Below are 24,865 nucleotides of genomic sequence, written 5' to 3' on the forward strand. Positions count from 1 at the left end.
AAGCCAACGAATAGATCACTGAAGACGGTCCGTTCCGTGCGACTCAAACCGTCACATGTGTAGATCACGCGCTCTGGGGCCGGGTCGCGGGATCGTGGTCGAGTAGCTCGGCCATTTGGCTTTGCCCTCACAGATCCGGGCAGGCGGCTTTCCCGCACCCGGCTCTTCCCGAGGGTAACCCGCGTCATATCCGCGCCTGCGCCCATGTGCGAGTGATGCGTGGAGTTGGCAGGCGGAAGCGTGCCGTCAGGGTCTCGAACTCCGGCCAGCCCATGCGCCGACTTTTCTGGCTACGCCGTCTCAGACAACGCAGCCAGGTCCGACGCACTTCGCGGTAGAAGCCGTTGAGCGCTGGATAATTGTGCGGCCTGCCATAATAGCCATAGTGCCCGCGCAGAACGGCGGCGAACTACTCGTGCTGCGTGGCCAGTGGCGCGTGCATGAGCCGCCAGGCCTCCTGGCGCAACGCCGTCAGCTTGCGCGTCAGGCGTTTCCCTTCCGTCTTGTGCCTCACGATGAACCGGCCATCTCGGGTCCGCCCGCAGTAGTGGGTGAAGCCGAGGAAGGCGAAGGTCTCTGGCCGCCGCTCGCCCCGCCGCTGACGCGAGAGGGCCGCGAACCGGCCAAACTCGATCAGCCGCGTCTTGTCCTCATGGAGCGTCAGGCCGAAGCTGGCCAGCCGCGCCTTGAGGGCCAACAGCATTTCCCGCGCATCTGCCTTGTTCTCGAAGCCCATGACGAAGTCGTCCGCGTAGCGCACGATCACGATACGACCGCGTGCGTGGCGATGACGCCATTTCTGGGTCCAGAGATCGAGGATGTAGTGCAGGAAGATGTTGGCAGGAGCGGGCTGATGCCCGCCCCTTGCGGCGTGCCCCTGTCCGTCTCTTGCTTCTCGCCGCTCTCAAGAACGCCGGCTCGCAGCCACAGCCCGATGAGCTGCAAGATGCGAGGATCGGCGATCCTGTGCGCCAGCATCCGCAACAGCCACTCGTGGTCGACCGAGTCGAAGGAAGCGGCCACAGACTGCCCATCGCCAAGATATTCCGGCTTCGGTAACGATCACGCGCACGCGTCACGCTTTCGAAGGTCGGACGCTGGCCGTCATCAGTACCATCAGGCGGCGCGGCATCCACTTTCTCCTCACGGTTCTGCCGGATGGCAGTCGGTCGTTGATTCCGGCGAGCTGGACCGATTGGAAGGTGGAGCCGCTTGGAGGCACGCCGCCAATCGATGCCGATGACGCTGTCCACGATCTCGGCAGGCTCGGTGATTTGCTCCACTTGCGCAAGCTGGTCGACGCTCTTTGCATCCGGGGTGCCGAGTCGGCGCCGTGCAAGGAGAGCCGCCATGCAATTGAACCTGGACTTGTTCGATCAGCCCGAGGTTCCACCAAGCGCGCCAGTCGCGTGGGACCAAATCGACGAAGCCGCCCGCATCGCGGCAATCGAGCTTCTGGCGCGCCTCATGTCACGCCTGCTTCAGAGCGGCCCGGCGACGGAGGCAAGCGATGAATGAGCACGTCAAGATTACGTCAATTCATCTCTCTCGACAGGCCGTCGTCTATCTGCGCCAATCCAGCGCCGCACAGGTCGAGCACAACCGCGAATCGACCGAGCGGCAATATGCACTTGTCGGCAAAGCGCGCGACCTCGGCTGGCCCGATGACCGCATCATCGTTATCGACGAGGATCTTGGCCTCTCCGGTTCGGGCACGGTGGCGCGTTCGGGCTTTGCCCGCCTCACCGCCGAAGTGGCGCTCGCGCGCGTCGGACTGGTGCTCGGTCTCGAAGTCTCGCGGCTCGCGCGTAATAACGCCGAATGGTACCGCCTGATTGATCTGGCCGGATTCACCGACACGCTGATCGGCGATGCCGACGGCATTTATCATCCGGCCATGTTCAATGACCGTCTCTTGCTGGGGCTCAAAGGCACGATGAGCGAAGCCGAACTGCACGTGCTGCGGGCTCGCCTCAACGGTGGAATCCGCAACAAGGCGGCGCGCGGCGAACTGCGCCGCGGTCTGCCGGTCGGCTTCGTCTGGGGCGAGACTGATGGCGAGGTCCGCTTCCATCCCGATGAGGCTGTCGTTACCGCCATTCGCCATGTTTTTGCGCGCTTTGCCGAGATGGGATCGGCACGTCGCGTTTGGCTCTGGTTTCGGTCCGAGGGGCTCACGTTCCCGCTGCAGCTGCACGCCCGCGCCGAGATCCGCTGGGTCGAGGCCAGTTACACCGCCATCCACCAGGTCTTGACCAATCCCGTCTATGCCGGCGCCTATGTCTATGGCAAAACGCGCCATGAGACGATTCTCGATGGCACTGGCGCGCGCAAGCAGCGGATTCGATTCTTGCCGCGTTCCCAATGGCAGGTTCTCATCCCCGAGCATCATCCAGGCTTCATCGATTGGCAGACCTATGAAGCAAATCAGCAACGTCTCGCCGCGAACACGCGACCTCAGCCGCACAAGGGCGGCGGTGCCGTGAGAGAGGGTGGCGCCCTCCTGCAAGGTCTTGCCAGTTGCGGCCATTGCGGCCGCCGCCTGCACACCCACTATCGCGGACGCAATGCTTCGCCAGGCTATCACTGTGCTGGCAAAGTGCTGGTCGAGAACCGAGGCGTCTACTGCCTCAATATCGGCGGCGTTCAAATCGACCACGCCATCACCCAAGCGTTCATCGCCGCCTTAGAACCCGCAAAGCTGACCGCGACACTCACCGCCGCGGAACGGCTTGAGGCGGATCGCGAGGCGGGGCTCAAGCAATGGCGACTTGCCGCGGAACGCGCCAGCTACGAAGCCCGGCGTGCAGAACGGCGCTATCGCGCCGTCGATCCCGATAACCGTCTCGTCGCGCGCGGTTCTCGAGCGAGAGTGGGAAGCGTGCCTGAAGGCGCTGGAGGCCGCCAAGGCCGATCTTGCGCGTCGTGAGGCTGCTCGCCCCCATACGATCAGCCAACAGGAGCGTGACCGCCTGCTCGCGCTCGGACCTGATCTCGTCTCCGTCTGGAACGCAAGCACGACGACGCCGCGCGACCGGAAAGAGTTGCTGCGGACGCTCCTCGACGAGGTCATCGTCAAAGTCGATCGCGAGGCCTTTGCCGCCCATTTGACGCTGCGCTGGAAGGGCGGCGCGCTGACCGAGATTGATCTCGGCCTGCCCCGATCGCGGCCAGCGACGATCCGCACCGACGAGGATACAGTTGCGCTCCTGCGACGACTGGCAGTGCATTATCCCGATGCCGTGATCGCCGGCATCCTCAACCGGCAGAGCCGCACAACGGCCTACGGCCACCGCTCGACCGCAACCGCGTCGGTAATTTACGCCGGCACTGGAAGATCCCAGGCTTCCAAGATAAACCGCAAGCCGCCGGCCCGATCTTTTGACCATCAAGCAAGCCGCCGCCGCGCTTGGTGTCGCTCCCTCGACGATCCATCGTTTGCTCAACGACGGCATTATCGCCGGCGAGCAGCTCACGCCAGGCGCTCCCTGGCGCATTCGCCTGACCGATGAACTCAAGGCCCGCTTCAACAGTGAAACGTCCGACGACTTTCTGCCGATGCGCGAGGCTATGCGGGCGCTCGGGGTCTCGCGCCAAACCGTCTTGCAGCGAGTCAAGCGCGGCGAACTCGAAGCCGTGCACGTTGTGCGCGGGAAGCAAAAAGGACTCCGCATCAAGGTCTTAGCCCCGCAAGCCGGCCTTTTCGACCAAACCGCATGAACCAGGGGGTATTATGAAGCCACGTCCAAGAAGCTGCGTATGTCGGCATCGAGCACCCAGTTCACGTGCTGGCTCATGATCGCCGTATGCAGAGCATCAAGCACCATGTGAGGATTCCGCCCCGGCCGGAAGCCATAGGAGAACCCGAGGAAGTCGGCCTCGTAGACGGCGCTCAGCACCTCGGCCACCGCGCTTTGGACAATCTTGTCCTCTAGCGCCGGCACGCCGAGAGGCCGCTTACTGCCATCGGCTTTGGGGATGTAGACGCGCCGCACCGGCTGTGGCCGGTAACGACCGGAGTGGACCCGTCCGCAGAGGTCGCGGAGGTTATCCGTCAGCCTCTCTTCGTACTTCGCCACCGTCACCTCATCGACCCCCGCGCTGGCCTGCCGCTTTTGTCGTCGAAACGCCCGAAGAAGAGCGTCGTCATCGACATGGTGCAGCAGGGCCGTGAACCGGGTTTGGACAGCTTGCTTGGCTGCCGCGCTCACCCGCTTGAGGTTCGGCGGCAAGGTAACCCGGCTCTGTGTCCGGACCTTGGCCTCCTCGCGCAGGCTCCCCTCGGGCTGGTCCCTTCCCTCCATGCGTCTCGTTACCTTCGACGACTTCACAGGTAGTATGGACCAGTCCGACTCCCGACCTCAGCTCGGACAACGGCTCTGGCAGTGCCTTGCCGCTGTCCCCCGCTGGAGATCAATCCAGCGGACCCGGTCGGGCCTCTCATGTTCCGATGATTGCCTTCCGTGCGTGATGCGGCCATCGACCCCGACGGAGCGGCATCGTCTCGCGTATCGACGATGCTCATGCAGCCTTCGTGCTTAGGGAACACACTCGGCCTCCGCGAACATCCACCTTTCGAGGCTCATTCCCGCACCCCGCACGACTCCTGTCTACACTTCGGACTCCAGCGTTGCCGCGACGCCCGCAAGACTCGGTCCCGGCTTGCCTGCTACGGCTTTGGCCGGATGGGACTTGCACCCACAAGCAATCATCAGCTTGGCATGACGTACTCCCTGAGCGTGGTGTAACTGGCGGTGGGATACCGCGTTCGCCGGCAAGAGCCGGACTAGTCAGCTGGCGATAGCCGGGAGGCTGACGGTTGGATCATTACTCAACGGCGCGATGGTTTCCAGCGTCATGTAGCGGGCCCGCTGAACCGCCCACTCGTCGTTCTGCTCGAGAAGGATCGCGCCGACCAGGCGAACGATGGCGTCTTCATTTGGGAAGATGCCAACCACCTCGGTCCGCCGCTTGATCTCGCCGTTGAGGCGCTCGATCGGATTGGTAACCGGTATGAGATGTCTCGGTGCCAACGTTCCCGCTGCGGTGTTCTACATCGTGGCGTATGGTGCGACCATCGGGACAGAGGCACCGGGAGCACGAAGTGCGGGCAGGCCGATGTTATTCGATGAGCCGAGAGCTCGAGTTAGTAGCTGGCCGCCTCTGCGACTCGCCCGGTTGCGCTGGGAGCGCGAATCCGTAGTTGTCGTGTCGCCCGCAGCTCCCGTCATTATGTCTGGCAGGAGGTGCGAATGCGACGGGTGATTGGCATCGACGTCCACCGAACTTTCGGCGAGGTGGTGTTTTGGGAGGACGGCAGGCTCCGACATGCGGGCCGCATCGATATGACGCGGACTGCGCTGGAGGGATTTGGCAAGACCCTGCTGGCCAGTGATGAGGTGGTGCTCGAAGCGACTGCCAACAGCATGGCGGTGTCGCGGGTTCTGGCGCCGTTCGTGGCACGGGTGATTATCGCCAATCCGCTGCAGGTGAAGGCGATCGCCCAGGCTCACGTTAAGACCGACAAGATCGATGCCGGCACGCTCGCCAGTCTGCAGGCGGCCGGGTACCTGCCGCAGATCTGGACGCCTGACGCGGAGACCGAACGCAAGCGTCGGCTGGTGGCGCGGCGCTACCAGGTCGTGCGGCATCGCACGCGGCTCAAGAACGAGGTGCATTCGATCCTGCACGCGCACCTAATCCCGAAGTGCCCGCATGCCGATCTTTTCAACGCCCGCGGCCGGGCGTGGTTGGCCGCCCAACAGCTGCCGCACGATGAGCGCGCGGCCATCGATCGGCATGTCCGTGAGCTTGACCGGCTGGCGGAAGACCTGGCTCTGCTCGACCGTGAGATCGCTCAGGACGCCATCGACGACCTCGCGGTCAACAGATTGATGACGATCACCGGCGTCAATCTGGCGGTCGCCGCCGGCATCGTGGCGGCGATCGGCGACATCAGCCGGTTCGACAGCCCGCAGAAGCTGGTGAGCTATTTCGGGCTGAACCCGCGGGTGCGGCAGTCGGGACTGGGAGCCGCCCATCACGGTCGCATCAGCAAGATCGGCCGCAGTCACGCGCGCGCCATGCTGGTCGAGGCCGCCTGGGCCGCGGCCAAGGCGCCCGGTCCACTGCATGCTTTTTTCGTGCGGATTCGCGCCCGGCGTGGCCATCAGGTCGCCGCGGTGGCCGTGGCTCGCAAGCTCACGGTGCTCTGCTGGCATTTGTTGACGAAGGGCGAAGATTAGCTGTGGGCGCGTCCGGCGCTGGTCGCCAACAAGACCCGCGCAATGCAACTTCAAGCTGGACATCCGCAACAGAAGGGCAGCCGGCTGCGGACCAGCCTATGCCTACAACATCAAGGCGCTGCGCGACCGTGAGATGTTGATTGCCGCCCAGGCGGAGCGAAACTACGAACAATTGGTGTCGCAATGGAAACCGCGGCGGCCAAAACCTGGCGCGCGGGCGCCTCAGCTCGGCAGGACAAAATAGGCAGTCCGGTGACGCTTTCAGCCGACGCGTCACGCTTCGCCACGAGGTCGCCCGCGCCGGACAACCATAACCGCCGCTGACGGCAGTGCCAGCCAGGAATGCAGTCCCGTTCCACGCCAGCATGCCGCCGTGCTCGGGCCGGTCAAGGCCAAGCCGTGCGGTGGCCGCAAACGCGGCCAGCCTTGACCGACCCTGCGCGCGGCGGCTGCGAGATCGGTGACCGGGACGGAAGAATGGCCCGCGCCGCGGCCGAACAAAAGAATGGACGCGATTTCCGCATAGTCATCGGGGCGATCATTTAAAAATCGCTTGTCCATCTCATCCGTCGAATGCAGCTTGGCACGGTGCTGAGGCGGGAAGCTCATATAGGCGAGCACGTCTGGCTCGGCCTCATCCATGAAGGCGGCGAGCTTTGGCAGTTTGGGACGGAGCTGGTCGGCGACCTTGCGCCACTGAGCCCTGGCCGCTTCGGCATCGTCCTGGGCAAAGGCGGTGGCGATGAAGGCGGAGACGACGCGTCTTCCGCTCTTGCCGGCATGGGCCAGGACGTTGCGCATGAAGTGGACGCGGGCGTCGTTGAACAAGTGGTTCACCGAATCCGCTCGATGCAGCGACCGGCCCATTCATGCCTTCACATCAACCCGGCACTCCGCGCGATGCCGACGGAGACGCGTCGAGGGAGGCGATCAAGCACAAAAGAAGCGCAACAAGAGCGGCTGCCAGCCGCTTGAGGTTGATGGCGGCGGCCGTCAGATAGGCCTGGATCTTCATGTTCGGTAGACCACGCCGTATGGCGCGCGCCAGCCCATGCCAGGTCTTGGCTTCGCCATGGAAGCCCTCTGAACGCCAGCGATGACGCTGATAGAGCCGTCGATCCTGCCAGCTCCATCGTTCGCGACGGCGCCGGGCGCGGAGCAGTGCCGGATAATCGTTCCCTACAACAACTGCCTTATTAACTCGCCCCTTCGATAGGCAATCACCCTTGAGCGGACACCGGGCACAATCCTTTGCCTTTGAGTAAAAGAAACGGCCGTGCTTGATGGGTCGCGCGGGCCGCAAGACACGTCCTCGCGGGCACTTCAGGATGTCGTGCTTGGCGTCGTACCGGAAGCGCCTGAGCGGTACGCGACTCTTGATCGGTTCAGCTTTAGCTGGGATCAGGGCATCGATGCCGCGCCGTTCGAGAGCACCGTATACTTTAGCGTAGGCATAGCCGGCATCGGCGGTGACCGTTTTGATGTCAATGCCTGTAATCGCTTCAACCTCGTCGACTTGCGGCTCGATCATCTCGCCTTCGTTCGTTTGTCCAGTTGTGACCGCGACGTCCAAAATGACTCCGACCTTGTCATCGACGGCCGTGTGCTGCTTGTAAGAGGGCTCCAGCCGCCGGTTGCGGGCATTCGTGGCCATCGTCGCATCGGGGTCGGTCGTGCAGACCTTCTTGTACTTGCCACTCTGTCGGCCCGTTTTCTCAGCCTCGCTTTCATCCTCGTTTTGATTTTCGCTCAGGACATCCACCACATGCTGCTCGGTGAGGCTGTCCCAACTCACATTGGCGCGGATCAGCGACGCATCGATGTGGACCACCTCCGCAGTGGCGATCTTGGCCTTCAGGCAGGCCTCGACCGTGCGCTTGAAGATCCTACGGAACCGCTCTTCGCCCCAGCGCTGGCGAATGCGCGTCAGGCTTGAATGGTGCGGTAGTTGCTCATGCAGGCCATAACCGACAAACCAGCGGATCGCGATGTTGACCTGAGCTTCACGCATCAGCTTGCGATCGTGCACGATGCCGCTGAGCAGACCGGCGAGCATCAGCCGTACCGCCGCTTCGGGATCGATGCCGGGCCGGCCGTCATTCGCGCAGTAACAGTCGGTGACCTCTTGCCTTAGCCAAGTCAGGTCGAGCACACGATCGACCCGCGCCAGCACGTGCTCGTCTGGGACGAGTTGTTTGAGCGAGCCGGTGATGAAGAGCTCAAGCTGATCCCGCTCCTTGCGCCCCAGCATCTCGTTTGCTCCGCCGATCGCGAATCGCCGACAAGAATGGAATCAGTCAATTCGGACTTTTTCAACGATCCCACGCGGCAGCGCTGCCAGGCGGTGTTGAGCACCTTGCTGACGGCGGCCTTGATGCCCTCATGCGCATCGGAGATCACGAGCTTGACGCCACGAAGCCCGCGCCGAGCGAGCTTGAGCAAGAACGCGGTCCAGAACGTCTCGGCCTCCGAGGGACCGATGTCCATGCCGAGAACTTCACGCCGGCCGTAGTCGTCCGTGAAGAGTGGCTAAGCGATTGAGCTAGAATCGCATTTGTCGTTGTGGACTGTTTTGCGTTTGCAGGGGTTTGATGCTTCGGGCGTCGGAACCTTGCAATTTCATTTTCAGGATTCGGTCGAATCGCCAACCATGATTCCGTCATCGCATCGGAGGTGGCGATGCGACCGAAGAAGCACAGGACGACGGGATCGGGCGATCTGTTCCGGGCCAGGCTGGACCAAATCATCAATATGAAGCACGAGCTGGTTCAGCTCGCCGGCAAGGTCGATTGGGACTGGATCGACGGCGAGATCGCGCCGCTCTACAGCGAGAATGGTCGGCCCGGGATCGCGAGCCGCTTCATGATCGGGCTGTTGCTGCTCAAGCACATTTACGGGCTGTCCGATGAGGGGGGTGTGCGAGCGCTGGGTCCACGACCCATATTTCCAGTACTTTACCGGCGAAGAGTTCTTCCAGCACGCATTCCCGCAGGAGCGCTCGGACCTGAGCCACTGGCGCAAGCGGCTCGGCGACAAGCTGGAGCTGTTGCTGGCCGAGAGCTTGCGGGTGGCACACGAGGCCGGCGCGTTGCGCAGCCAGGACCTCAAGCGGGTCACGGTCGGTCGAGTAGCCCCCGGGGAATTGCACCCCGAGGCTCTCACGAAACCGGACGTGAACCTCTCGATTCATCCGGCTTCTATCTTCCAGCCGCAGGTCGAATGCCGACTCGCCACAAATAGAGTAGGTTCGGATCGCGCTGTGCGAGCCGTCCCAACCAATATACTGAGGCGACTTTCCGGCCTTTCAACCGCTTGTATTTCCGCCTCGTCCAGCGGGCGAGCGCGTCGTTTACGTGACGAAGGACGTTGACACATTCCGTCCGGTAAAACCGTCCGTAATAGTTCAGCCATCCTTGCACGACAGGATCAATCAGCTTGGCGAGTTCTTCAAGACTCCAGTGGTTTCGCGTCGAACCCAGTCGCCATGAGCGAATGGTTTGTCGGATTCCTTTGGCAGCCTTGTTGCTGATTGCCGGGAGGAAGTTGAGGAACTTCTCGCCCTTTCGATCGCGAGCGCTGCGCGGCTGGAAGGTGTAGCCAAGGAAGTCGAACGAGATGTGTTCGCATTCCTCTCTCCGTTTATTATCCTTGCAGTAGACGATCCGGGTTTTCTCCGGATGGAGCTCCAGACCGCATTCCGCAAGACGTTTTCGGATCGCCTCCATCACGGTTCGAGCCTCGCTTTCAGTTCTGCAATGGACTATCGCCTCGTCAGCGTATCTTTCGAAACACAAACAAGGGAAGGTCCGCTGCATCCAGTGATCGAATGCATAGTGCAGAACCAAATTTGCGAGCAGCGGTGAAACCACCGAACCCTGAGGGGTTCCGCGTGTTCTCTCCACAGGGATTCCGTCTTCTTTCTCCACGGGAGCTTGCAGCCACCGCTTTACCGTAGAGACGAATCCAACTCAGTTCCGTGTGGTGGGCGACGGCCTTTTCGATCAGGTGCCAAGGAATCGAGTCGAAGAACGACTTGATATCAAGGTCGATAACCCAGTCGAATTTCCAGCAACGCTTTCGCGCTGTCCCCACTGCGTCAAGCGCCGAACGGCCGGGCCCATAGCCGTAGGAGTCCGGATGGAATATTCGTTCCATCGTCGGCTCCATAACCATCTTTGCAACCGTCTGAGCCACGCGGTCAGCTATAGAGGGTATTCCTAACGGACGCTTCCCTCCATTAGCCTTGGGAATTTCCACGAGACGGACGGGAGGCGGAAAGTATGTCCCCGACGACATTCATTCCAGATCTTGTAGAGGTTTCTCTTCAAGTCCTTTTCGAATTCCTCGATGGAGACCCCGTCCACACCCGCTGACCCGCGGTTCGCTTTCACCTGTTTCCAAGCTTCCCAAACGAGATGTTTGGGGATCTGATACGACTTTGCCTCAGTCATCGGCTCCTCCCGTTTCCGGTTGGCTTGTGACTTTGGCTGGAAGATCGGGTCCCTTCGCTCCGCCCGTATTACCGGGCCTCATCACTATTACGAACCCGTCCGCCCCTGCGTCGCGCATTGGTACTCTGCCCTCGGCGGGTCCGCCGCCTTTGGGGTCTCCCTTGGCATCGCGACGCAGGTTCCCATGTTCCGCGCAAGAGCCTGCCATCGGGATCGCGCCGCCTCTACACCGGTTGCCGCCGGCCAATACACAGGCTCTCGTCGCGCTTGATCCCAGGAGGTGGTATCGCCCCTGGTTTCGACAACATCTGAACTGTACTTTCGATGCATCATCGGCGGTTTACTTGCGTTCGTCTTCCCGTGGCTCACCTGACAGGCTGATTGCCCGCCTTTTCCAGCAACGCTCACCACCTCAGCCATTGAGCTAAAGCAGCTTGTGGCGGTTTGGACTCTGATCCTGCAATCCGAGTCCGAGGGGCCTGCCCTCATCTCTTGCGCAGCAAGGCTGCTCGGAAGATGGTCTACATACTCAACCTCCTTCTTCGCGCCGTCATGGCGCACATACCACCGTGCAGCCGAAGGCCATCACCTTCCCGACCGATGCCAAGCTGCTGCACGCGGCAATCAAGGGGCTCAACCGCCTGGCGAGGAAGCACGGGGTCAAGCTGCGGCAGTCCTATCTTCGCATTGCCAAGACCGCGGCGATGATTGCGGGACGCTACGGCCATGCCAAGCAATTCAAGCGGCATCAGCGGCAGTTGCGCATCCTGCGCAGCCGACTGGGCCGGATCATCCGCGATATCCGCCGCAAGATCGAAGGTCAGGCTGTGCTTGAGAACACGTTCGCCCTCCCGCTCAGCCAGGCCTCGCAGATCCGCTCGCAGCAGCAGCGCCAGCGCGGCTTCAAGCTTTATTCCTTCCACGCCCCGGAGGTGGAGTGCATCGGCAAGGGCAAAGCAGCCGCGCCTTACGAGTTCGGCGTCAAAGCCTCCATCGTCACCAACAACGGCCGTTCTCCCGGGGGCCTGTTCGTGCTGCAGGCCAGGGCGCTACCCGATAACCCGTACGACGGTCACACCTTGCGGGACGTCATCGACCGCACCGAGACACTCACCGGCTGCGCGATCGAGCGGGCCTATGTCGACAAGGGATACCGCGGCCACGACGCACAAAATCCCCGACGGACCTTCATCTCCGGCCAGAAGCGCGGCGTCTTCGGTGTCATCAAGCGCGAGCTGCGCCGCCGCTCCGCCATCGAACCCATCACCGGACACCTGAAGGCCGATGGTCACCTCGGCCGCTGCTACCTCAAAGGCCGCGCCGGCAATGCGGCTAACGTCATCCTCTCAGCCGTGGGCCACAACTTCCGCCGCATCCTCGCCTGGCTCAGAGAACTCTTGTGCCTCATCCGCTCCAGCTATGGCGCACGTTCGGCCGTCCCGCCGCGCTCAATTCGCCTTCTTAACGGACGACCAGATAGGGATGGTTGTTTGCAATCGCATTCGAAGCCGCCCCGGTGAGGGCTGTCGCGCAATCTGGACGCAACGCATCCAGCGGAATGTCCCAACGGGCCTCGCCCAGCCAGTTCTGAGCATAGCGACCGGTGCGCGAAACGGCAAACGCGCCATTGTTACACCTGAGCAGCACAAGATGATCGGCAAGCCGCCCGAGGCTCCCCAGTAGCACATTTTCGTAGCGGGGAAGCGTTTCGCCGGGCTTGAGCGCAACCTGCCACTTGCGCCGCAGGACCGGCATGTCATTGATCAGCCTCGTATCTGATTCCGCGGATTGCTCGTTGGCAGCACGCATCACACGCCCCACTCACCTAAGCTTCCTGCCCGGGCGGCATCAAATCCAGCTTGGCTTAATTCGCTCTTAAAAAGACGAGACGGTCGCGTTCGGCCCCTGCTGATCGATGCCGTTGCCTGAAACATCTGGCGCGACCGTCTTCAAGACTCATAACGCAGAAAATCCGCGGCGGTAGTGCATAATTCAACGAAAAGCGTTTGCCAGCGCCACTGGAACGACGAGAATCTTCGAACGAATGATTTGAGCCTCACGTATTCTACGAAGTAGCGCTCGTCAGTTGCGCGCGAAATTTTTTGTCGGATGTCCGATTTGTACGACTACCATTTGCCGACGGCGCAGGCGCCAGCAAATCCTCAATGTTAATTGTGCTTGAAGGACCGTCCCAGAGAGATGCGTGATAACTAAGCGCATGTTAAAGAAATGTGACGACTGCCGGCGCGAGGAGGCCACGCATGAAAAAGAGTGATTTGACTCTCGGAATGCGGTGCTGGTTTTCGCCGTCTTGAGCTTACGTCTGAACGTGGCATCCAAGGAAACTACCACTGCCCTGCTTGCGGCACACTGATCGAGGAGCTCGGAGCGGCCCACCTCGTGCTTTATCGCTTGACCGTACAGCCTTCCATTAAAGCAATCCGCAATCAATAATTCGTCGCGGCGGCCCAGGAGCTTTAGTGGGTTCGCTCAATTTTGGTATCTGACAGCGAGATCAGCGCGCCCCTTCCTTGAAGCCACAAACAGCATCCTTGCCGACCTTCAATGGTGGCGCCGTGACCGACTTGCTTGCGGGCTCTCCTGCAAATTGCATCGCCTCCCCCGTTAACGGATTGCCGAGCAGGCGCAAGTAGTTCGTCTGCCACGTTCCATGAAAGGCAAAAAATTCGCATGATAAACAATCTGGCCGGCGTCGGTATCTTCAAAGTAGACACGGACCTGCATGTAGTGCCGTCCGTCTCGAACTTCGCCGTCAAGAGAGACTGTCAGCGCGGTTCCTCTTATTGCGCGTACAGGGACCCTTGTCTCACACAGAGGCAGTTTTCTGAGCAAGCGCCAAAAGCTTGAGCTTGGCTCCAGCTGCCGGAAGCTGATTCACCGGCCTGAATGCGGCAGGCGTTGCGCTGCCGACATCGACTTCGGGCGAATATATCGAAGATCTATCGTCAACGCGTATTGCGGGCATCCAACCACAGCGCGCACAAGAACGTAAACGGAGTTCTGCTGCTGCCGAAGCTGCATCTCTGGGATTTCGCGATGAGCGATGGCATCCCCTTTGATCGGCAATCCATAGACCAACTATCCGCTTCGGAAGGACTCTCTACCACTGCGTATTGCACGGTGGACAACGAGGGCATCCGTCGCATCGGGCGACGTTGTTGCGTCGGATTCGGCCGAAGGCAGCGCGCGCACGCCGCCGCCTTCGCGCGTTCAGGCCGGCGCACGTTAGCCTCCTCCCGCAGCGTCGCTGCCGTAGCGGCTGGTCGAGGTCCGGTAGTACTGAGCGCGGATGGCGGCCATGGCCTCGATCAACGGTCCCCAGGGCGCGGGAAAGCGTTCTTTCGCTATCACCCGATCCAGCATGCGCGTATGGCCGGCCAGCTCGTCGTTGAGGAACTCCACCACAGGCATAGCCGGATAGCGCTGCAGCAGCAGGATCGCCGCGTTGTCGGCCTCGTCGGCCGACCTGTCCATGTCGCGTCCATGCAGATCGTTCTGCAGGCGCCCTATCGCGGAGATGAGCCGCAGGACCTGGCGAAACGCCGGACGCGCGCGCAAGGTCGCCATGTCCAGTCCCCACAGCAACGACAGGCAACAGAACACGTTCGCGTAGGCGATCGAATCGATGCCGTTGTGCAGGTACTCGGCGTAGGACCAGCGTTCCGCCCCCACCGCCTGCGCGTGTCCGGCGCGCAGCGCCGCGCAGTAGCACCGGGTATCGTCGAGAAGCTGAGCATAGTCGCGACGATCGTAGGCGAGCGCGGCCAGCGAAGCGCGCAGCACAGCGCAGCCCTCGAATCCGGGGAGCGCGCACGGCACGCCCTGCCCCAGTGCCTGCTCCACCGCGGCGAGCTGCTCCGGCGCGATCAGGCCAAGGTCGTTGCAATCGTCGAGCCAGAACAGCATCGCCAGTTCGCGATAGAACGCCACGGTCAGCGTTTCATCCTGCGGATCGCGGCCGGTGCGGGCGCTGATATCGTGCAGGCTCGGAAGGATGCGCTGCAGGATGTACTGGCCGCCCCTGACCGCTTCCACGCCGTGCTCGTCGGCGAACCCGGTCAGGGAACGCCCCCACTCCAGCACCTCCTGCAGCGCGCGTTCGGTCTGAATCATGGCGCCGCTCCTGTTCCCTCGGCCAGGACGCGCCGCTCCCAACCAAGTGCCAGCCACAACCCGGCGAGTTCGGCCACGCGCACGACCCGGGTGGGGCAATACAGTTCCTTGCCGATCCACAGCGGAGTCTGCGGCAATGCATGCGCCGCATGGCGGGCGAGCATCCACTCCAGCGCACGCGCCACCGCCTGCGCAATGCGCCGCCGCCCTGTCGGCTCTTCGCTCCCGTCCATCACGTGCAACGCGAACAGCGCATAGGCAGTTTCCTCGAATGTGGACGCGCGACCGGCGCCCCAGCCGCCGTCGTCGCGCTGCGCCTGCAGCAGCGCCGCCAGCGCGCGCTCGTCGCGCCACTGGGGCTTGCCTTGCGCCAGCGCTGCGACCGCATGCGCGGTGGGATACAGCCACGAAACGTGCCATTTTTCGTTGTCCCAGAGACCGTGCGGGTTGCGATTGGCCTCGACGTAGGCGCTGGTGCCGGCGGCGGGCTTTCCCAACAGTCGCAACGCATGCAGGGCATGGATGTTGGTCGACACCGAGGCATTGCGCTCGCCGGGGAAGGTGACGAACAGCTCGCCGATTTCGAAATGGCGCAACGCATCGGCCGCCCGGTCGCGGCCTGCAAGGCGCAGGACGCACAACGCAACGGCGGTGTCGTCCGCATCTGCCGCGAAGTGCACGGCCGGGCCCAGACCGCGCACGCCCAGGCGGGCGTCGAGCTGCGCGATGATCACGCGCACCGCCCCGGCGAGCGCGGGATGCGCGAACAGACCGGCCAGATGCAAGGTGTATAGCGACCAGCATGGCTCGAACACATTGATCGGCCAGACGTTGGGAACGACACCTTCGATGCCGCTGCGCGTTGCTCGCGATGCCGCCTGCAGATACGCGTCGGCGCGCCCGACCTGCGGCGTGCTCCCCTGTGTCACGGCGTGCGCACGCCACGCGGCAGTGGCCGCGGGACTGATGCCGATGCTGCCGTCATCATCCGGCCATGCGGTGGTCGGCGACGTCCCCCAGGCTTCCCAGGAGTGCAGCAACGGATGGCCGCTCGGCAACGTCGCCACGGCCCCCCGCTTGACCCGCGCTTGCCGCAACGGCAACAGCGCCGGGTGGCGCGGAAACGCCACGCCGCCCGGCAAGGATGCGGCCTCGTCGCAAAACCGCGGTAGGATCAGCTCCGCGCCGATCGGCGCGTCGTCCGGCACCGCACGTGCATAGGGATCGGGCTGGCGCTGGAGGAACCGCGTTGCAGCCTGGACAGCGTCGGCAGCGCCGGGAAGAGAATCGACACGCTGCAATGCCAGCAACGCCGCCCATGTCGGCGCATGACGGAACAGCGGGAAGTCTGCGCTTCCCCATCCGCCATCGGCCTGTTGCTGTGCGATGAGCCACGCGTATGCGTCCTGCCGACCGATGACGTTGCCATGGAACTGCAGAGTTCGCGCCGTGTCGTAGACGGATGGACCGACGCTGCCGCCATCGCGCATCTCGCTCAGCAGGTGGCGCAATTCGGAAAGGATCTGTTCAGCCAGCGCGTTCACGCGGGATGTTCCTTCTGCAGACGGTTGACGGGAACCAGGATCGGGCAGACGCCGCGCACGTCGCCGCAGGCCCGTCGCGGCCATGCTGGGCAACCGCTGCGCTCAGCGCCACGGATTCGGACAACATGCACCGCTGCCGCAGGCCGATCGCAGCGGCCCAGGGGCGACTCCATGTGGACCGGCGCGCTCATGCGCATGGCGCGTGCTTGAACAGATAGGCGTCGGCCCGCTGCAGGATCTGCGCCAACCGTTCCGCACGCGGCCCCAACGGGGCGACGGCCTCCCCGGCGTCGCGCAACAGATCCATCACGAACTGCCGCGCTGCCTGCAGCCCCATGATCGACGCGCAGGTCGGCTTCCGCGCCGCCGCGTCCTTGCCGGGGGTCTTGCCCAGCGTCGCGGTATCTACTGTCGCGTCGAGAATGTCGTCGATCACCTGCAACGCCAGGCCGAAATGGGCGCTGTAGCGATCGAGCGCACAGTACATCGCAGCGTGCGCGGCATCCTCCGCAATGGCGCATAGCGCGCCCATGCGAACGGATGCGCGCACTAGCGCTCCGCACTTCATCCGGTGCATCACCAGGATCCTGTCCAGCTCGACGTGCTTTCCAACCAGCGACAGATCCATGGCCTGCCCGCCCGCGGCCCCCTCGGCGGACACCGCCTGCGCCAGTTCGCGCACGAGCGCAATACGGTTGTCGCCCGGCGCATCCAGGCTCGCCAGGGTCAGGAAGGCGTGCGCCTGCAGCGCATCGCCCACCAAGATCGCGGTGGCTTCGCCGAACTTGACGTGCACGGTCGGAAGGCCGCGGCGAAGCACGTCGTCGTCCATCGCAGGCAGATCGTCGTGGACCAACGTACAGGCGTGCATCATCTCGATGGCGGCGCCGACTTCGTCGAGCATGTGCGCCGGCGTGTCGGCCAGTGCGCCGGCAGCCAAACAGAGCAAGGCGCGGGTGCGCTTGCCGCCATGCAAGGTGGCGTAGCGCATCGCCGCCATCAGCTCGGTCTCACCGTCGTCTTCGGCGCAGAGAAGACGCGCCAGCGCCTGTTCGACCCGCTTTGCGCCGTCCTGCATCCAAATCTCGGGCAGCAGCCTGCCGGATGCGCCGCGCGCCTGCGCGCCCGATCCGCCGTTCGCGGAAACGCCAGCTCGGTCGTCGTGTGGCGTGGAACCGGTCTGCATGTTGTTCATGTCCTTGTACCTGCCAGGAGACGGCCACGGCGAGCCGCGAGCCGCCGCGGTGTTGCCGGCCTCGCACCGAGCGCGCGCGCCGAGTGGAGCAATGCCGCGTGTCGCCGGCGCCGCTGCCTCACCACACGGGGCATGCGATGCCAGCTCATGAGAATCCGATGCGGATAGTCATGGACGGATGCGCGGTCGGGTAATAGCGCCGGCCTTTTTCGACGCCGCTCAGCAACCGCGGCCGCACCCCGGCCTCGTGCATGGTCAGCGCCAAGGCGATACAGAACTGCACCAGTTCCAGCCATGCCAGGTGGTAGCCCATGCAGACGTGTGGGCCGGTACCGAACTGCAGCATGTCCACCGGCCGGATCGGCTCGGTGCGTTGCAGCCACCGCGCCAGCCGAAACTGATCAGGCGCCTCGTGCAGCAGCGCCGAGGTCGAGAAATGCAGCAGCGGGATGCACAGATCGGTGCCCGCGGGAATGCGCCGTTGGCCGAGTCGCAATTCACGCAATGCGCGACGCACCAGGAGCGGCGTCGCCGGATGCACGCGCAGCGTCTCGCGGAACAGCGCCTCGGCGACCGGACACTGCGCCAGGTCCGCGTGCCGGGTCGGCACCGCGCCTACGCGTTGCGCCTCCTCGACCAGCGCGTCCCACAGCCCAGGCTGCCGCGCCAGCTCGATCACCATCCAGGCCATCGTCGAGGCGGTGGTGTCGTGACCACCAAGCAGCAGCAAGCGGATATTGGCGATCAGGACGTCATCGGAAAGCGCATCGTCGCTGCGATCGAAGGCGCTCACCATGTCGTTGATCAACCCGGTGCGCGCGGCATGTTCGCGCGCGGCGCGGACGAACTCGCGCAACCGCGCATCGATCCAGTCGCGGGCGGCGCGGCCGCGCCGCAAGGGCAGTCCGGGCAGGTCGACCGGGGGCGCGACGACCAACTGCAGCAGTTGCCGGTACTTGCGATGCCATCCCGGCAGGTCCTGCGCGGGGATTCCCATGAGACTGAAGATGAGCTTGAGCATCAGATCGCCGGTTTCGCGCAGGATGGTGACGTCGCCCCGGTCGCGCCATCTCTGCACGCGCGCCCGGATGACGGGCGCGAACAGCTCGCCGATGCCGGCCTGGGTCAGCCCCTTGGGCAGAAGCGCCGCCTGGATCGCATCGCGCGCCTGCCGGTGCGCGATGCCATCCTGGGCGACCAACGTTCCGCCAAACAATTCGGGCGCGATGTCTTCGATGAGCGCCGAGGACACGTCCTTGTGCCGGAGCACTGCGAGAGCATCCGGATCCAGACTGGTCATCAGGTGTCCGGCAGGGCCGAAATCTAGCCAGAAGTGGCTGCCCAGCGTCCGTTCCGCGCGCCGCAGCAGGCGCGGCAGGTCGCAGACGACGGCGGGAAGATGCCCGACCAAGGGAAAAGCGCCGGGCACGACCGGGATGTCGTGCCGCAGCCGATGCCGACGGTTCAGCGGGTTGAGCAGCATGTCCATCAGCAGCGCGGCGCCGCGTCCGCTTCGGCGGTCTCGCCGGCAGGCCGCGCGGCGCGGCTGTTGCCACCGTCGGCGTATGTCGGCACATGCGCCAGCATGCCGCCGTCGATGCACACGACCTGGCCGGTGATGAACGCAGCATCGTCGGAGAGCAGGAACGCCACCAGCGCGGCCACGTCCTCGGGGCGGCCCACGCGCGGCAGGAGCTGGTGCCGGCGCAGATCGGTTTGCATGTACGCGTCCAGCTTGGCGAGGAGACGCTCGGTCATGATGAGACCGGGTGCAACCGCATTGCAGCGGATCTGCGCATGACCGTACTGGGTGGCGAGCGAGGCCGACAGCATGTTCATCGCCGCCTTCGACGCGGCGTAGGATGTCAGCGCGGTGTCACCGCTGAGCCCCTGGCACGACGACATGTTGACGATCGCGCCACCTCCGCGGGCGATCATCCGTGGGATGGCCTGCCGGCAGCAGAGCAGCGTGCCACGCAGATTGGTCGCCATGGTCTGATCCCAGACCGCTAGGTCCAGCTCAAGGATCGCGCGGTCGCGCGGGGTCAGATGCATCGCGCTCGCGTTGTTCACCAGCAGGTCGACCCCACCGAAGTGCCGCTCCGCCGTCTCGAACAGCGCTGCCACCGCCTGCGCATCGGCGATGTCGATCGCCAGGGCGAGCGCGTGGCCCGCTTCGGCCGCGATCTGCGCGGTGCAGGCGATAGCCGCCGATCCATCAATGTCGGCCACCACCACTCTGCCGCCCTCGCGCGCGATGGCGAGGGCGCATGCCTTGCCGATGCCGGCTCCGGCGCCGGTCACCACGGCCACTTTGCTTTCAAACCGTCCCATGTATCGCCCTAGATTGTGTTGGTCTTTCGCGGCATGCCGCTCGGCCTCCGCTGGAGAAGGCGCAGGGTGCGCGCTGGCGCGCTCGCCATCGCCAGCGTCGCTTTCGGTGACCCGAATGGCGGCGACCGGGCACTGGCTCGCCGCGAGCCTCACGGCGGCGTGCAGCGCCTGCGGGACCTTCGCCACGCACACTTCGGCCACGCCGTCCGGTTCGCGCTGGCGAAAGGTGCCCGGCAGCGTCAGCACGCACTGCCCGCTGGTTCCGCACAGATCCTGGTCGACCATGACGCGCATCTCAGCTCCCCTGCGCATGCAGCCGCACCGGCAGTGCGCGGAACGTCCGAAGGAACGCCGAGGGCTCCCGGGTCGGCTGCTCGGCCAATGCCAGCGTGGGGAAGCGGGCCTGGATCCGGGGCAGGCTCTCGGCCAACTGCACCCGGGTCAGTTGCGCACCGAGGCAGAAGTGAATGCCGTGGCCGAAGCTCAGCATGATCTTCCCGTCGGTCGACATGCCTGGACTGGTGCCGTAGAACCGCGCGGGATCGAAGCGATCGGGATCGGCGAAGGCGTCCGGGTCGCGATTGCCGGACGCGATCAGCACGCGCACGTCCGCGTTCTTCGGGATCACCACGTCGTCCAGTTCGATGTCGCGCTGGGCGATACGCGGAATGGAGCTGAACATCGCGGGCGCGTCGCAGCGCAGGACTTCTTCGACGAATGCCCTCACCCCCGCGGCGTCCTTCTGCAGCCAGTGCCGCTGTTCGGGATACGCCAGCATCGCCAGGACGGCATGGTCGATGCTCGCAGCAGTGGTGGTGAAGCCGCCCAGCAGCATGCCCCACAGCATGCTGATCAACTCCGCATCCGACAGCGTGTCGGCATCGTGGTCATGTGCGCCGACCAGCATCGACACGATGTCGTGGCGGGGATTGGTGCGCTTGGACTGTATGAGGTCGCCGAAGTAGGCCTGCACTCTGGCGCTGGCCGCGTCCGCCGCGGCGAGCTGGGGATCGCTGGCGTGCGGGCTCAGGCCTTCCAGGATGCCGCCGATGCCGGCGGCGAGCCCGAAAATGTCGTCCTGGGGCATGCCAAACAGTTCGGCGAAGACCAGCATGGGCAAGGTCAGCGCGAATTCCCGATGAAGGTCCACCGCCTCCCCGCGCTCCAGCGCGGGCGCCATGCCGTCCAGCCGCGCTGCGACGATGCGCGCGATGCTCGGCCGCAGGTTGTCGATCTGGCGCATGGTGAAATCGCGCGAGATCAGCCGGCGCAGACGCGTATGCGTCGGTGGGTCCTTCATCGCAAGCGTGGACGCCAGCAGATTGAGCGACAGGCTTCTCGCCGCACGCGGGAAATAGCGCGCCAGTTCGCCGGGCGCCGGTCCTCGAAAAGCATCGCCCGTGGCCTTGAGAGCCCAGCAGATGTCGGCGTGGCGGCTCAACAGAAAGAGGCCCGACGCCGCGCGATGCACCGGATCGTGCTCGCGCAACCACCGCATGAATGGATACGGGTCGTGAATCCACGCCGGCGACGCCAGTTCGGCGAAGGCGTCCCGGCATGTTGTTTCTTGCACGTCCATCCTGGTTACCTATTGGCTGGCTGATCTGACCGGTACGTGGCAGGCACGCCGGCAAATCGCGGAGACGATCGCGATCCCCCAGCGGCGTCCGCACATCACCAGAGCACCGGGAACTCCTCGAACCCGCCGGTGATGATCTCCTTGCGCAACTTCAGTTCTTCGGGGGCTAAGGCCAAGCGCAGCTCGGGAAAGCGCTGGAAGATCGAACCGAACACCGCCTTGAGTTCTAGCCTGGCCAGCGCGCCGCCGATGCAGGAGTGCGGCCCGGAAGAGAACGCCAGGTGCGGCTCTCCGTCGCGCCCGATGTCGAAGATTTCCGGGTCGACGAAATGGCGCGTATCGAACGACGTCGCCGGCAGGCCGACCAGCACCTTGCTTTCCGGGGGAATATGAACGCCCGCGATGGTCACGTCGGTCCTCGGATAGCGCATGATGCCGTCCCAGCCCGCGCCCGGCGGGTACATACGCAGGATTTCCTCCACCGCCTTGTCCACCAGGGATGGATCGCCGACCAGGCGTTCGCGCTGTTGCGGATGGCGGAACATGGCCAGCAGGCCGAATTCGATCTGCGCGACGGTGCTCTCGTGGCCCGTCACCAGCATACCCGCCGCCAAGCCGATCGCCTCTTCCTCCGTCGCCTTGCCCTGGTCAACCGCCGCGAGCAGATCCGTTAGCAGGTTGTCGCCCGGATCCTGGCGCTTGTCCCGCATCTTGCCGCGAATGTAGGCGCGCAGTTCTTCCCAAGCCAGGCGCGACGCGCTGCGCGGGCCGCTTTCATGCTGGTGCGTCATCACCTCGTCGGACAGCCCGGCGAAAAAGGCGTGATCCTCGTAGAGCACGCCCATCAGCGCGCTGATGACCATGGCCGGAAGGGGAAACGAGAGGTGGCGCCGCAGGTCGGCGGGCTGGGGCTGGGCCCCCAACGTCTCGAACAACTGCGCGGCGATCGCCTCGACCTGCTGGGCGAGCAGCTTCACCCTGTGGTTGCAGAAGGCCGGCGCCACGATCTTGCGTAACCGGGCATGTTCGGCTCCCTCGTGCGAGACCAGCCAGCCCCGCGAACCGAGAATCACCGAATCCGGAGTGAATGCCGCCGGCGGCATTCCCGCGGGCCGGAACGCCGCGTCAGACAGCACCGCCTTGGCCTCGTCGTAGCCTGTCACCCACCAGCCTTCGTGCCCGGACGGGAAGCGCACGCGGTGGATCGGACCGTTGGCGCGTAGCATCAACATCTCGGGCGAGGGCTCGATGTGATCGACGCGCCACATCGGCAGCCTCGGCAAGGGTTGTTCGGACATGGTGGCACTTCACTCTCTAAGCGATGGAAGGGCGGAAGGTGACCGGCGAGCGCTGCGGGCAGCGAATGACGTAAGACGGCATGTAGACGACGGTCCTCCGCGGCGATGATCAGCGCGACATCCTCTAGTCGCACGAACAGCGCGGGGAAGGCGCATCGCTGTAGGCGCGCCAGCCCAGCGCCCAAGCAGAAATGCGGCCCTTGGCCAATCGACAGGTGCGCGTTATGCCGCCGTGCGGCTCGAACCCGTCGGCTGTCATAGATCGACTGACCGCAGGGATTGGTGAAGGAGGCTCGACCCACCCGCCACCGACCTGTCCGCCACTATAGCCTCCGGACCACGCCCACAGCGCCATGCGCAGTTCGCTCCTGGCTCAAGGTCTGCCGCTTTGGTTGCACCGCGACGAGCGCAACTGTTGTGGCTCCCAAAAGGAGAACTCTAGATCGCATCCAACACTTCCTGCATTTTCTTGGTCACAAGCGAGCGACAAGTCATTGCCACGCAAACCGTCGGAACGGACCAGACGCGAACAGCGAAGGCGCCGTTTCCGTCTCGAAGACCAATCGCGTTGCGATAGTGATGATGCCGTGAACGAGCAAATCGCGTGCCGGAGTGAATCGGAGGCTCAGCAGGCACTTCCTAGTGTCAGGCTTCTTGCATTGTCTCAATGCCGACAACCGGCGCAGCAAGTGCCCGACAAAAGGCCCGCTCTCGCGCCGCATGTGCGGCGCAGCCTTTACGGGATATTTCAAGCATCCGAATTGACTGCAGCGGGTGAGCGGCTTCCTGCGTTGTCGCCGATACCTCAGCGTTACGCGACAAGTGGCGGACGACGATACTCTTATTGGCTATCTCGAACGCCTCGACCGCCTGTTTGAGAATGCGGCATTTGCCGAACCCGCCGATACCAATCAACAGAACTGCCGAAACGCTCGGATTAGGTGCACGATGCAGGTCTGCACCACGGGCTGCGGATTGGTTGCGACGTGCGTGTAGCGCTCCGTCGATAACAGTCGCGCATGCCCAAGAAGGACTTGGATGAGCCGGGTATCAGTACCGCGCTCGTAAAGGTGAGTAGCGAAGCTATGGCGCAGAACATGTGTCGTCACCTGCTTATCGAGACCGGCATGTTGCCGAGCTTTGCGGCAGGCCTCTTGCAACGTGCCGACACTCACCGGATCGTCCGGATTGCGCCCTGGAAACAGCCAATGGCGCGGTTTGGCCAGACACCAGTAGGATCGCAGGATGCTGAGCAGCCGCGGCGACAGCATCACGTAACGGTCCTTGCCGCCTTTGCCGGCGGTGATCAGGATCAGCATGCGCTTGCTGTCGATCGCGCTGGGCCTCAAGGCGGCTGACCTTGCCGGCTCGTAGCCCGGCAGCATAGGCCGTCACCAGCGCAACGCGGTCGCGCAGGGCCGGTACAACCTCCAGGAAACGGGCGACTTCCTCCGCACTCAGCACCAGCGGTTGCTTGACCGGCTCACAGGCCGAAATAATGTTCTCAATCGCCTCCGTGCGCCCGCGCATAGAAAAAGCGTAACGCGCACGTCACTTGGTTGATGTGGGTCCACGACCGCTTCAACCCGATCAGGTGCAGTTGGTACGCGCGCACCTGCTCAAGGCTGAGCTTGTCGGGCGATCGGCCGAAATGTCGGCTAAAGTTTGCAACCGCGTAGACATAGGATTGCTGCGTCGACGGTGACAAGTTGCGCAGCGTCATATCGTCGATCATGCGGCGGCGCAGCGGGCTCGAACTCATCGTGGCCATGAGGCACTCCTGTATTGAGAGGAACGGACTTGCGGTCCCATCCTTCAAACAGATGCCTCTTAGATAAATGGTCTCGCCACGGCCTCCCGCGGAGCGGGTTCGTTCAATGGTGGGCGACATCGAGCGGAATCAGCAGCCGAACAACTCACGCCGTCGCGCGAAGGCCGACCGGCGGATTCTCGTGGTGGTTTGTATGTGCTCGCGGCACGCACAGCATGGCCCGCGGAGGCTGGTATAAGTCTGTCAACCATTCAAGCTTCGGAAAGGAGGCGCCTGGCTGCAGGTTTTGCAGAACTTGGGCGCCGATCACCCCA

19 protein-coding genes and 9 pseudogenes are annotated in these 24,865 nt (G+C 63.8%); 6 read left to right on the plus strand and 22 right to left on the minus strand.

Features of this window, described 5'->3' with window-relative positions; translation table 11 throughout:
• Positions 1–409 precede the first annotated feature (409 nt).
• Positions 410–835, minus strand: a complete 426-nt coding sequence (locus I6F21_RS08520) for a reverse transcriptase domain-containing protein (RefSeq protein WP_225127609.1) — start codon at positions 833–835, stop codon at positions 410–412.
• A 515-nt stretch (positions 836–1,350) separates the two neighbouring features.
• On the opposite strand from I6F21_RS08520, the gene I6F21_RS08525 reads away from it, so the two are divergent.
• The 3 genes from I6F21_RS08525 to I6F21_RS08535 all read left to right on the plus strand — a co-directional run bounded on the left by I6F21_RS08525 (position 1,351) and on the right by I6F21_RS08535 (position 3,720).
• Positions 1,351–1,518, plus strand: coding sequence for a hypothetical protein (locus tag I6F21_RS08525; protein ID WP_225127594.1), 168 nt, complete (start codon positions 1,351–1,353; stop codon positions 1,516–1,518).
• The gene (locus I6F21_RS08530; RefSeq protein ID WP_225139713.1) at positions 1,511–2,929 is read left to right on the plus strand and encodes a recombinase family protein; all 1,419 of its coding nucleotides are present in this window, start codon (positions 1,511–1,513) and stop codon (positions 2,927–2,929) included. Before I6F21_RS08525 ends, I6F21_RS08530 begins: the two co-directional genes overlap by 8 nt.
• Positions 2,930–3,381: 452 nt before the next feature.
• On the plus strand, positions 3,382–3,720 hold the full coding sequence (locus I6F21_RS08535) for a helix-turn-helix domain-containing protein (protein WP_225127596.1): 339 nt from the start codon (positions 3,382–3,384) through the stop codon (positions 3,718–3,720).
• Between the two features lie 11 nt (positions 3,721–3,731).
• On the opposite strand, the gene I6F21_RS08540 is transcribed toward I6F21_RS08535, so the two are convergent.
• Both I6F21_RS08540 and I6F21_RS08545 read right to left on the minus strand, forming a co-directional pair.
• Positions 3,732–4,304 (minus strand): reverse transcriptase domain-containing protein, encoded by a 573-nt coding sequence (locus I6F21_RS08540; RefSeq protein WP_225183012.1) that lies wholly within the window; start codon positions 4,302–4,304, stop codon positions 3,732–3,734.
• A gap of 486 nt (positions 4,305–4,790) precedes the next feature.
• Positions 4,791–5,006, minus strand: a pseudogene (locus I6F21_RS08545) (transposase); the annotation flags it as partial.
• Between the two features lie 264 nt (positions 5,007–5,270).
• Between I6F21_RS08545 and I6F21_RS08550 the strand changes: the two are divergent.
• Positions 5,271–6,489 (plus strand): annotated as a pseudogene (locus I6F21_RS08550) (IS110 family transposase).
• Between the two features lie 308 nt (positions 6,490–6,797).
• Here the strand turns inward: I6F21_RS08550 and I6F21_RS08555 are convergent.
• From I6F21_RS08555 to I6F21_RS08565, 3 genes and pseudogenes are all read right to left on the minus strand, one after another.
• A pseudogene (locus I6F21_RS08555) lies at positions 6,798–7,058 on the minus strand (transposase); the annotation flags it as partial.
• Between the two features lie 67 nt (positions 7,059–7,125).
• Positions 7,126–8,496: a transposase gene (locus tag I6F21_RS08560; protein WP_225127598.1), complete on the minus strand. Its 1,371-nt coding sequence runs from the start codon at positions 8,494–8,496 to the stop codon at positions 7,126–7,128.
• A gap of 71 nt (positions 8,497–8,567) precedes the next feature.
• Positions 8,568–8,753: pseudogene (locus I6F21_RS08565) on the minus strand (transposase); the annotation flags it as partial.
• Positions 8,754–8,924: 171 nt separating this feature from the next.
• Here I6F21_RS08565 and I6F21_RS08570 point away from each other — a divergent pair.
• A pseudogene (locus I6F21_RS08570) lies at positions 8,925–9,366 on the plus strand (transposase); the annotation flags it as partial.
• Between the two features lie 76 nt (positions 9,367–9,442).
• Here the strand turns inward: I6F21_RS08570 and I6F21_RS39000 are convergent.
• The 3 genes and pseudogenes from I6F21_RS39000 to I6F21_RS39010 form a co-directional block, all read right to left on the minus strand.
• Complete coding sequence (locus tag I6F21_RS39000; protein WP_346656815.1) at positions 9,443–9,907, minus strand: group II intron maturase-specific domain-containing protein; 465 nt, start codon at positions 9,905–9,907, stop codon at positions 9,443–9,445.
• Positions 9,893–10,132: pseudogene (locus tag I6F21_RS39005) on the minus strand (reverse transcriptase domain-containing protein); the annotation flags it as partial. The gene I6F21_RS39000 and the pseudogene I6F21_RS39005, both read right to left, overlap by 15 nt.
• On the minus strand, positions 10,017–10,541 hold the full coding sequence (locus tag I6F21_RS39010; RefSeq protein WP_346656814.1) for a reverse transcriptase domain-containing protein: 525 nt from the start codon (positions 10,539–10,541) through the stop codon (positions 10,017–10,019). The gene I6F21_RS39010 and the pseudogene I6F21_RS39005, both read right to left, overlap by 116 nt.
• A 718-nt stretch (positions 10,542–11,259) precedes the next feature.
• Here I6F21_RS39010 and I6F21_RS08580 point away from each other — a divergent pair.
• Positions 11,260–12,161: pseudogene (locus I6F21_RS08580) on the plus strand (IS5 family transposase); the annotation flags it as partial.
• Here I6F21_RS08580 and I6F21_RS08585 read toward each other — a convergent pair.
• From I6F21_RS08585 to I6F21_RS38670, 13 genes and pseudogenes are all read right to left on the minus strand, one after another.
• Positions 12,158–12,505, minus strand: coding sequence for a hypothetical protein (locus tag I6F21_RS08585; RefSeq protein ID WP_346656697.1), 348 nt, complete (start codon positions 12,503–12,505; stop codon positions 12,158–12,160). The pseudogene I6F21_RS08580 and the gene I6F21_RS08585 sit on opposite strands and share 4 nt — an antisense overlap.
• Before the next feature lie 826 nt (positions 12,506–13,331).
• Positions 13,332–13,486 (minus strand): annotated as a pseudogene (locus tag I6F21_RS08590) (4-hydroxybenzoyl-CoA thioesterase); the annotation flags it as partial.
• Between the two features lie 456 nt (positions 13,487–13,942).
• Positions 13,943–14,830: a hypothetical protein gene (locus I6F21_RS08595; protein ID WP_225131016.1), complete on the minus strand. Its 888-nt coding sequence runs from the start codon at positions 14,828–14,830 to the stop codon at positions 13,943–13,945.
• Entirely contained in the window at positions 14,827–16,374 is a 1,548-nt protein-coding gene (locus I6F21_RS08600; protein ID WP_225131018.1) for a hypothetical protein, read from the minus strand. The genes I6F21_RS08595 and I6F21_RS08600 overlap by 4 nt, the downstream gene beginning before the upstream one ends.
• Positions 16,375–16,561: 187 nt before the next feature.
• Positions 16,562–17,560 carry a polyprenyl synthetase family protein gene (locus tag I6F21_RS08605; protein ID WP_225131119.1) on the minus strand — a complete coding sequence of 333 codons (999 nt, stop codon included), beginning with the start codon at positions 17,558–17,560 and terminating at the stop codon, positions 16,562–16,564.
• A gap of 154 nt (positions 17,561–17,714) precedes the next feature.
• Positions 17,715–19,058, minus strand: a complete 1,344-nt coding sequence (locus I6F21_RS08610) for a cytochrome P450 (protein ID WP_225131020.1) — start codon at positions 19,056–19,058, stop codon at positions 17,715–17,717.
• Entirely contained in the window at positions 19,058–19,903 is an 846-nt protein-coding gene (locus I6F21_RS08615; RefSeq protein ID WP_225131121.1) for an SDR family oxidoreductase, read from the minus strand. Before I6F21_RS08615 ends, I6F21_RS08610 begins: the two co-directional genes overlap by 1 nt.
• Positions 19,904–19,909: 6 nt before the next feature.
• Positions 19,910–20,197: pseudogene (locus I6F21_RS08620) on the minus strand (ferredoxin); the annotation flags it as partial.
• Position 20,198: 1 nt separating this feature from the next.
• Entirely contained in the window at positions 20,199–21,482 is a 1,284-nt protein-coding gene (locus I6F21_RS08625; protein ID WP_225131022.1) for a cytochrome P450, read from the minus strand.
• Between the two features lie 95 nt (positions 21,483–21,577).
• On the minus strand, positions 21,578–22,780 hold the full coding sequence (locus I6F21_RS08630; RefSeq protein WP_225183013.1) for a cytochrome P450: 1,203 nt from the start codon (positions 22,778–22,780) through the stop codon (positions 21,578–21,580).
• 645 nt (positions 22,781–23,425) lie between these two features.
• Positions 23,426–23,695: a hypothetical protein gene (locus I6F21_RS08635; protein WP_225183014.1), complete on the minus strand. Its 270-nt coding sequence runs from the start codon at positions 23,693–23,695 to the stop codon at positions 23,426–23,428.
• Positions 23,692–24,165 carry a tyrosine-type recombinase/integrase gene (locus tag I6F21_RS38665; protein ID WP_249782200.1) on the minus strand — a complete coding sequence of 158 codons (474 nt, stop codon included), beginning with the start codon at positions 24,163–24,165 and terminating at the stop codon, positions 23,692–23,694. The genes I6F21_RS08635 and I6F21_RS38665 overlap by 4 nt, the downstream gene beginning before the upstream one ends.
• 119 nt (positions 24,166–24,284) lie before the next feature.
• Positions 24,285–24,551 carry a site-specific integrase gene (locus I6F21_RS38670; protein WP_249782201.1) on the minus strand — a complete coding sequence of 89 codons (267 nt, stop codon included), beginning with the start codon at positions 24,549–24,551 and terminating at the stop codon, positions 24,285–24,287.
• Positions 24,552–24,865 lie beyond the last annotated feature (314 nt).

Origin of the sequence: Bradyrhizobium sp. NBAIM03 (assembly GCF_020194055.1) — a bacterium.
Taxonomy (GTDB): Bacteria; Pseudomonadota; Alphaproteobacteria; order Rhizobiales; family Xanthobacteraceae; genus Bradyrhizobium; species Bradyrhizobium yuanmingense.

Excerpts from the sequence above, each read along its gene's own strand:
- I6F21_RS08525 (WP_225127594.1), top strand. The coding sequence starts at position 1,351 with ATGCAATTGAACCTGGACTTGTTCGATCAGCCCGAGGTTCCACCAAGC.
- I6F21_RS08530 (WP_225139713.1), top strand. The coding sequence starts at position 1,511 with ATGAATGAGCACGTCAAGATTACGTCAATTCATCTCTCTCGACAGGCC.
- I6F21_RS08540 (WP_225183012.1), bottom strand. The coding sequence starts at position 4,304 with ATGGAGGGAAGGGACCAGCCCGAGGGGAGCCTGCGCGAGGAGGCCAAG.
- I6F21_RS08560 (WP_225127598.1), bottom strand. The coding sequence starts at position 8,496 with ATGCTGGGGCGCAAGGAGCGGGATCAGCTTGAGCTCTTCATCACCGGC.
- I6F21_RS39010 (WP_346656814.1), bottom strand. The coding sequence starts at position 10,541 with ATGTCGTCGGGGACATACTTTCCGCCTCCCGTCCGTCTCGTGGAAATT.
- I6F21_RS08585 (WP_346656697.1), bottom strand. The coding sequence starts at position 12,505 with ATGCGTGCTGCCAACGAGCAATCCGCGGAATCAGATACGAGGCTGATC.
- I6F21_RS08595 (WP_225131016.1), bottom strand. The coding sequence starts at position 14,830 with ATGATTCAGACCGAACGCGCGCTGCAGGAGGTGCTGGAGTGGGGGCGT.
- I6F21_RS08605 (WP_225131119.1), bottom strand. The coding sequence starts at position 17,560 with ATGCAGACCGGTTCCACGCCACACGACGACCGAGCTGGCGTTTCCGCG.
- I6F21_RS08610 (WP_225131020.1), bottom strand. The coding sequence starts at position 19,058 with ATGGACATGCTGCTCAACCCGCTGAACCGTCGGCATCGGCTGCGGCAC.
- I6F21_RS08615 (WP_225131121.1), bottom strand. The coding sequence starts at position 19,903 with ATGGGACGGTTTGAAAGCAAAGTGGCCGTGGTGACCGGCGCCGGAGCC.
- I6F21_RS08625 (WP_225131022.1), bottom strand. The coding sequence starts at position 21,482 with ATGGACGTGCAAGAAACAACATGCCGGGACGCCTTCGCCGAACTGGCG.
- I6F21_RS08630 (WP_225183013.1), bottom strand. The coding sequence starts at position 22,780 with ATGTCCGAACAACCCTTGCCGAGGCTGCCGATGTGGCGCGTCGATCAC.
- I6F21_RS38665 (WP_249782200.1), bottom strand. The coding sequence starts at position 24,165 with ATGCTGCCGGGCTACGAGCCGGCAAGGTCAGCCGCCTTGAGGCCCAGC.
- I6F21_RS38670 (WP_249782201.1), bottom strand. The coding sequence starts at position 24,551 with ATGGCCACGATGAGTTCGAGCCCGCTGCGCCGCCGCATGATCGACGAT.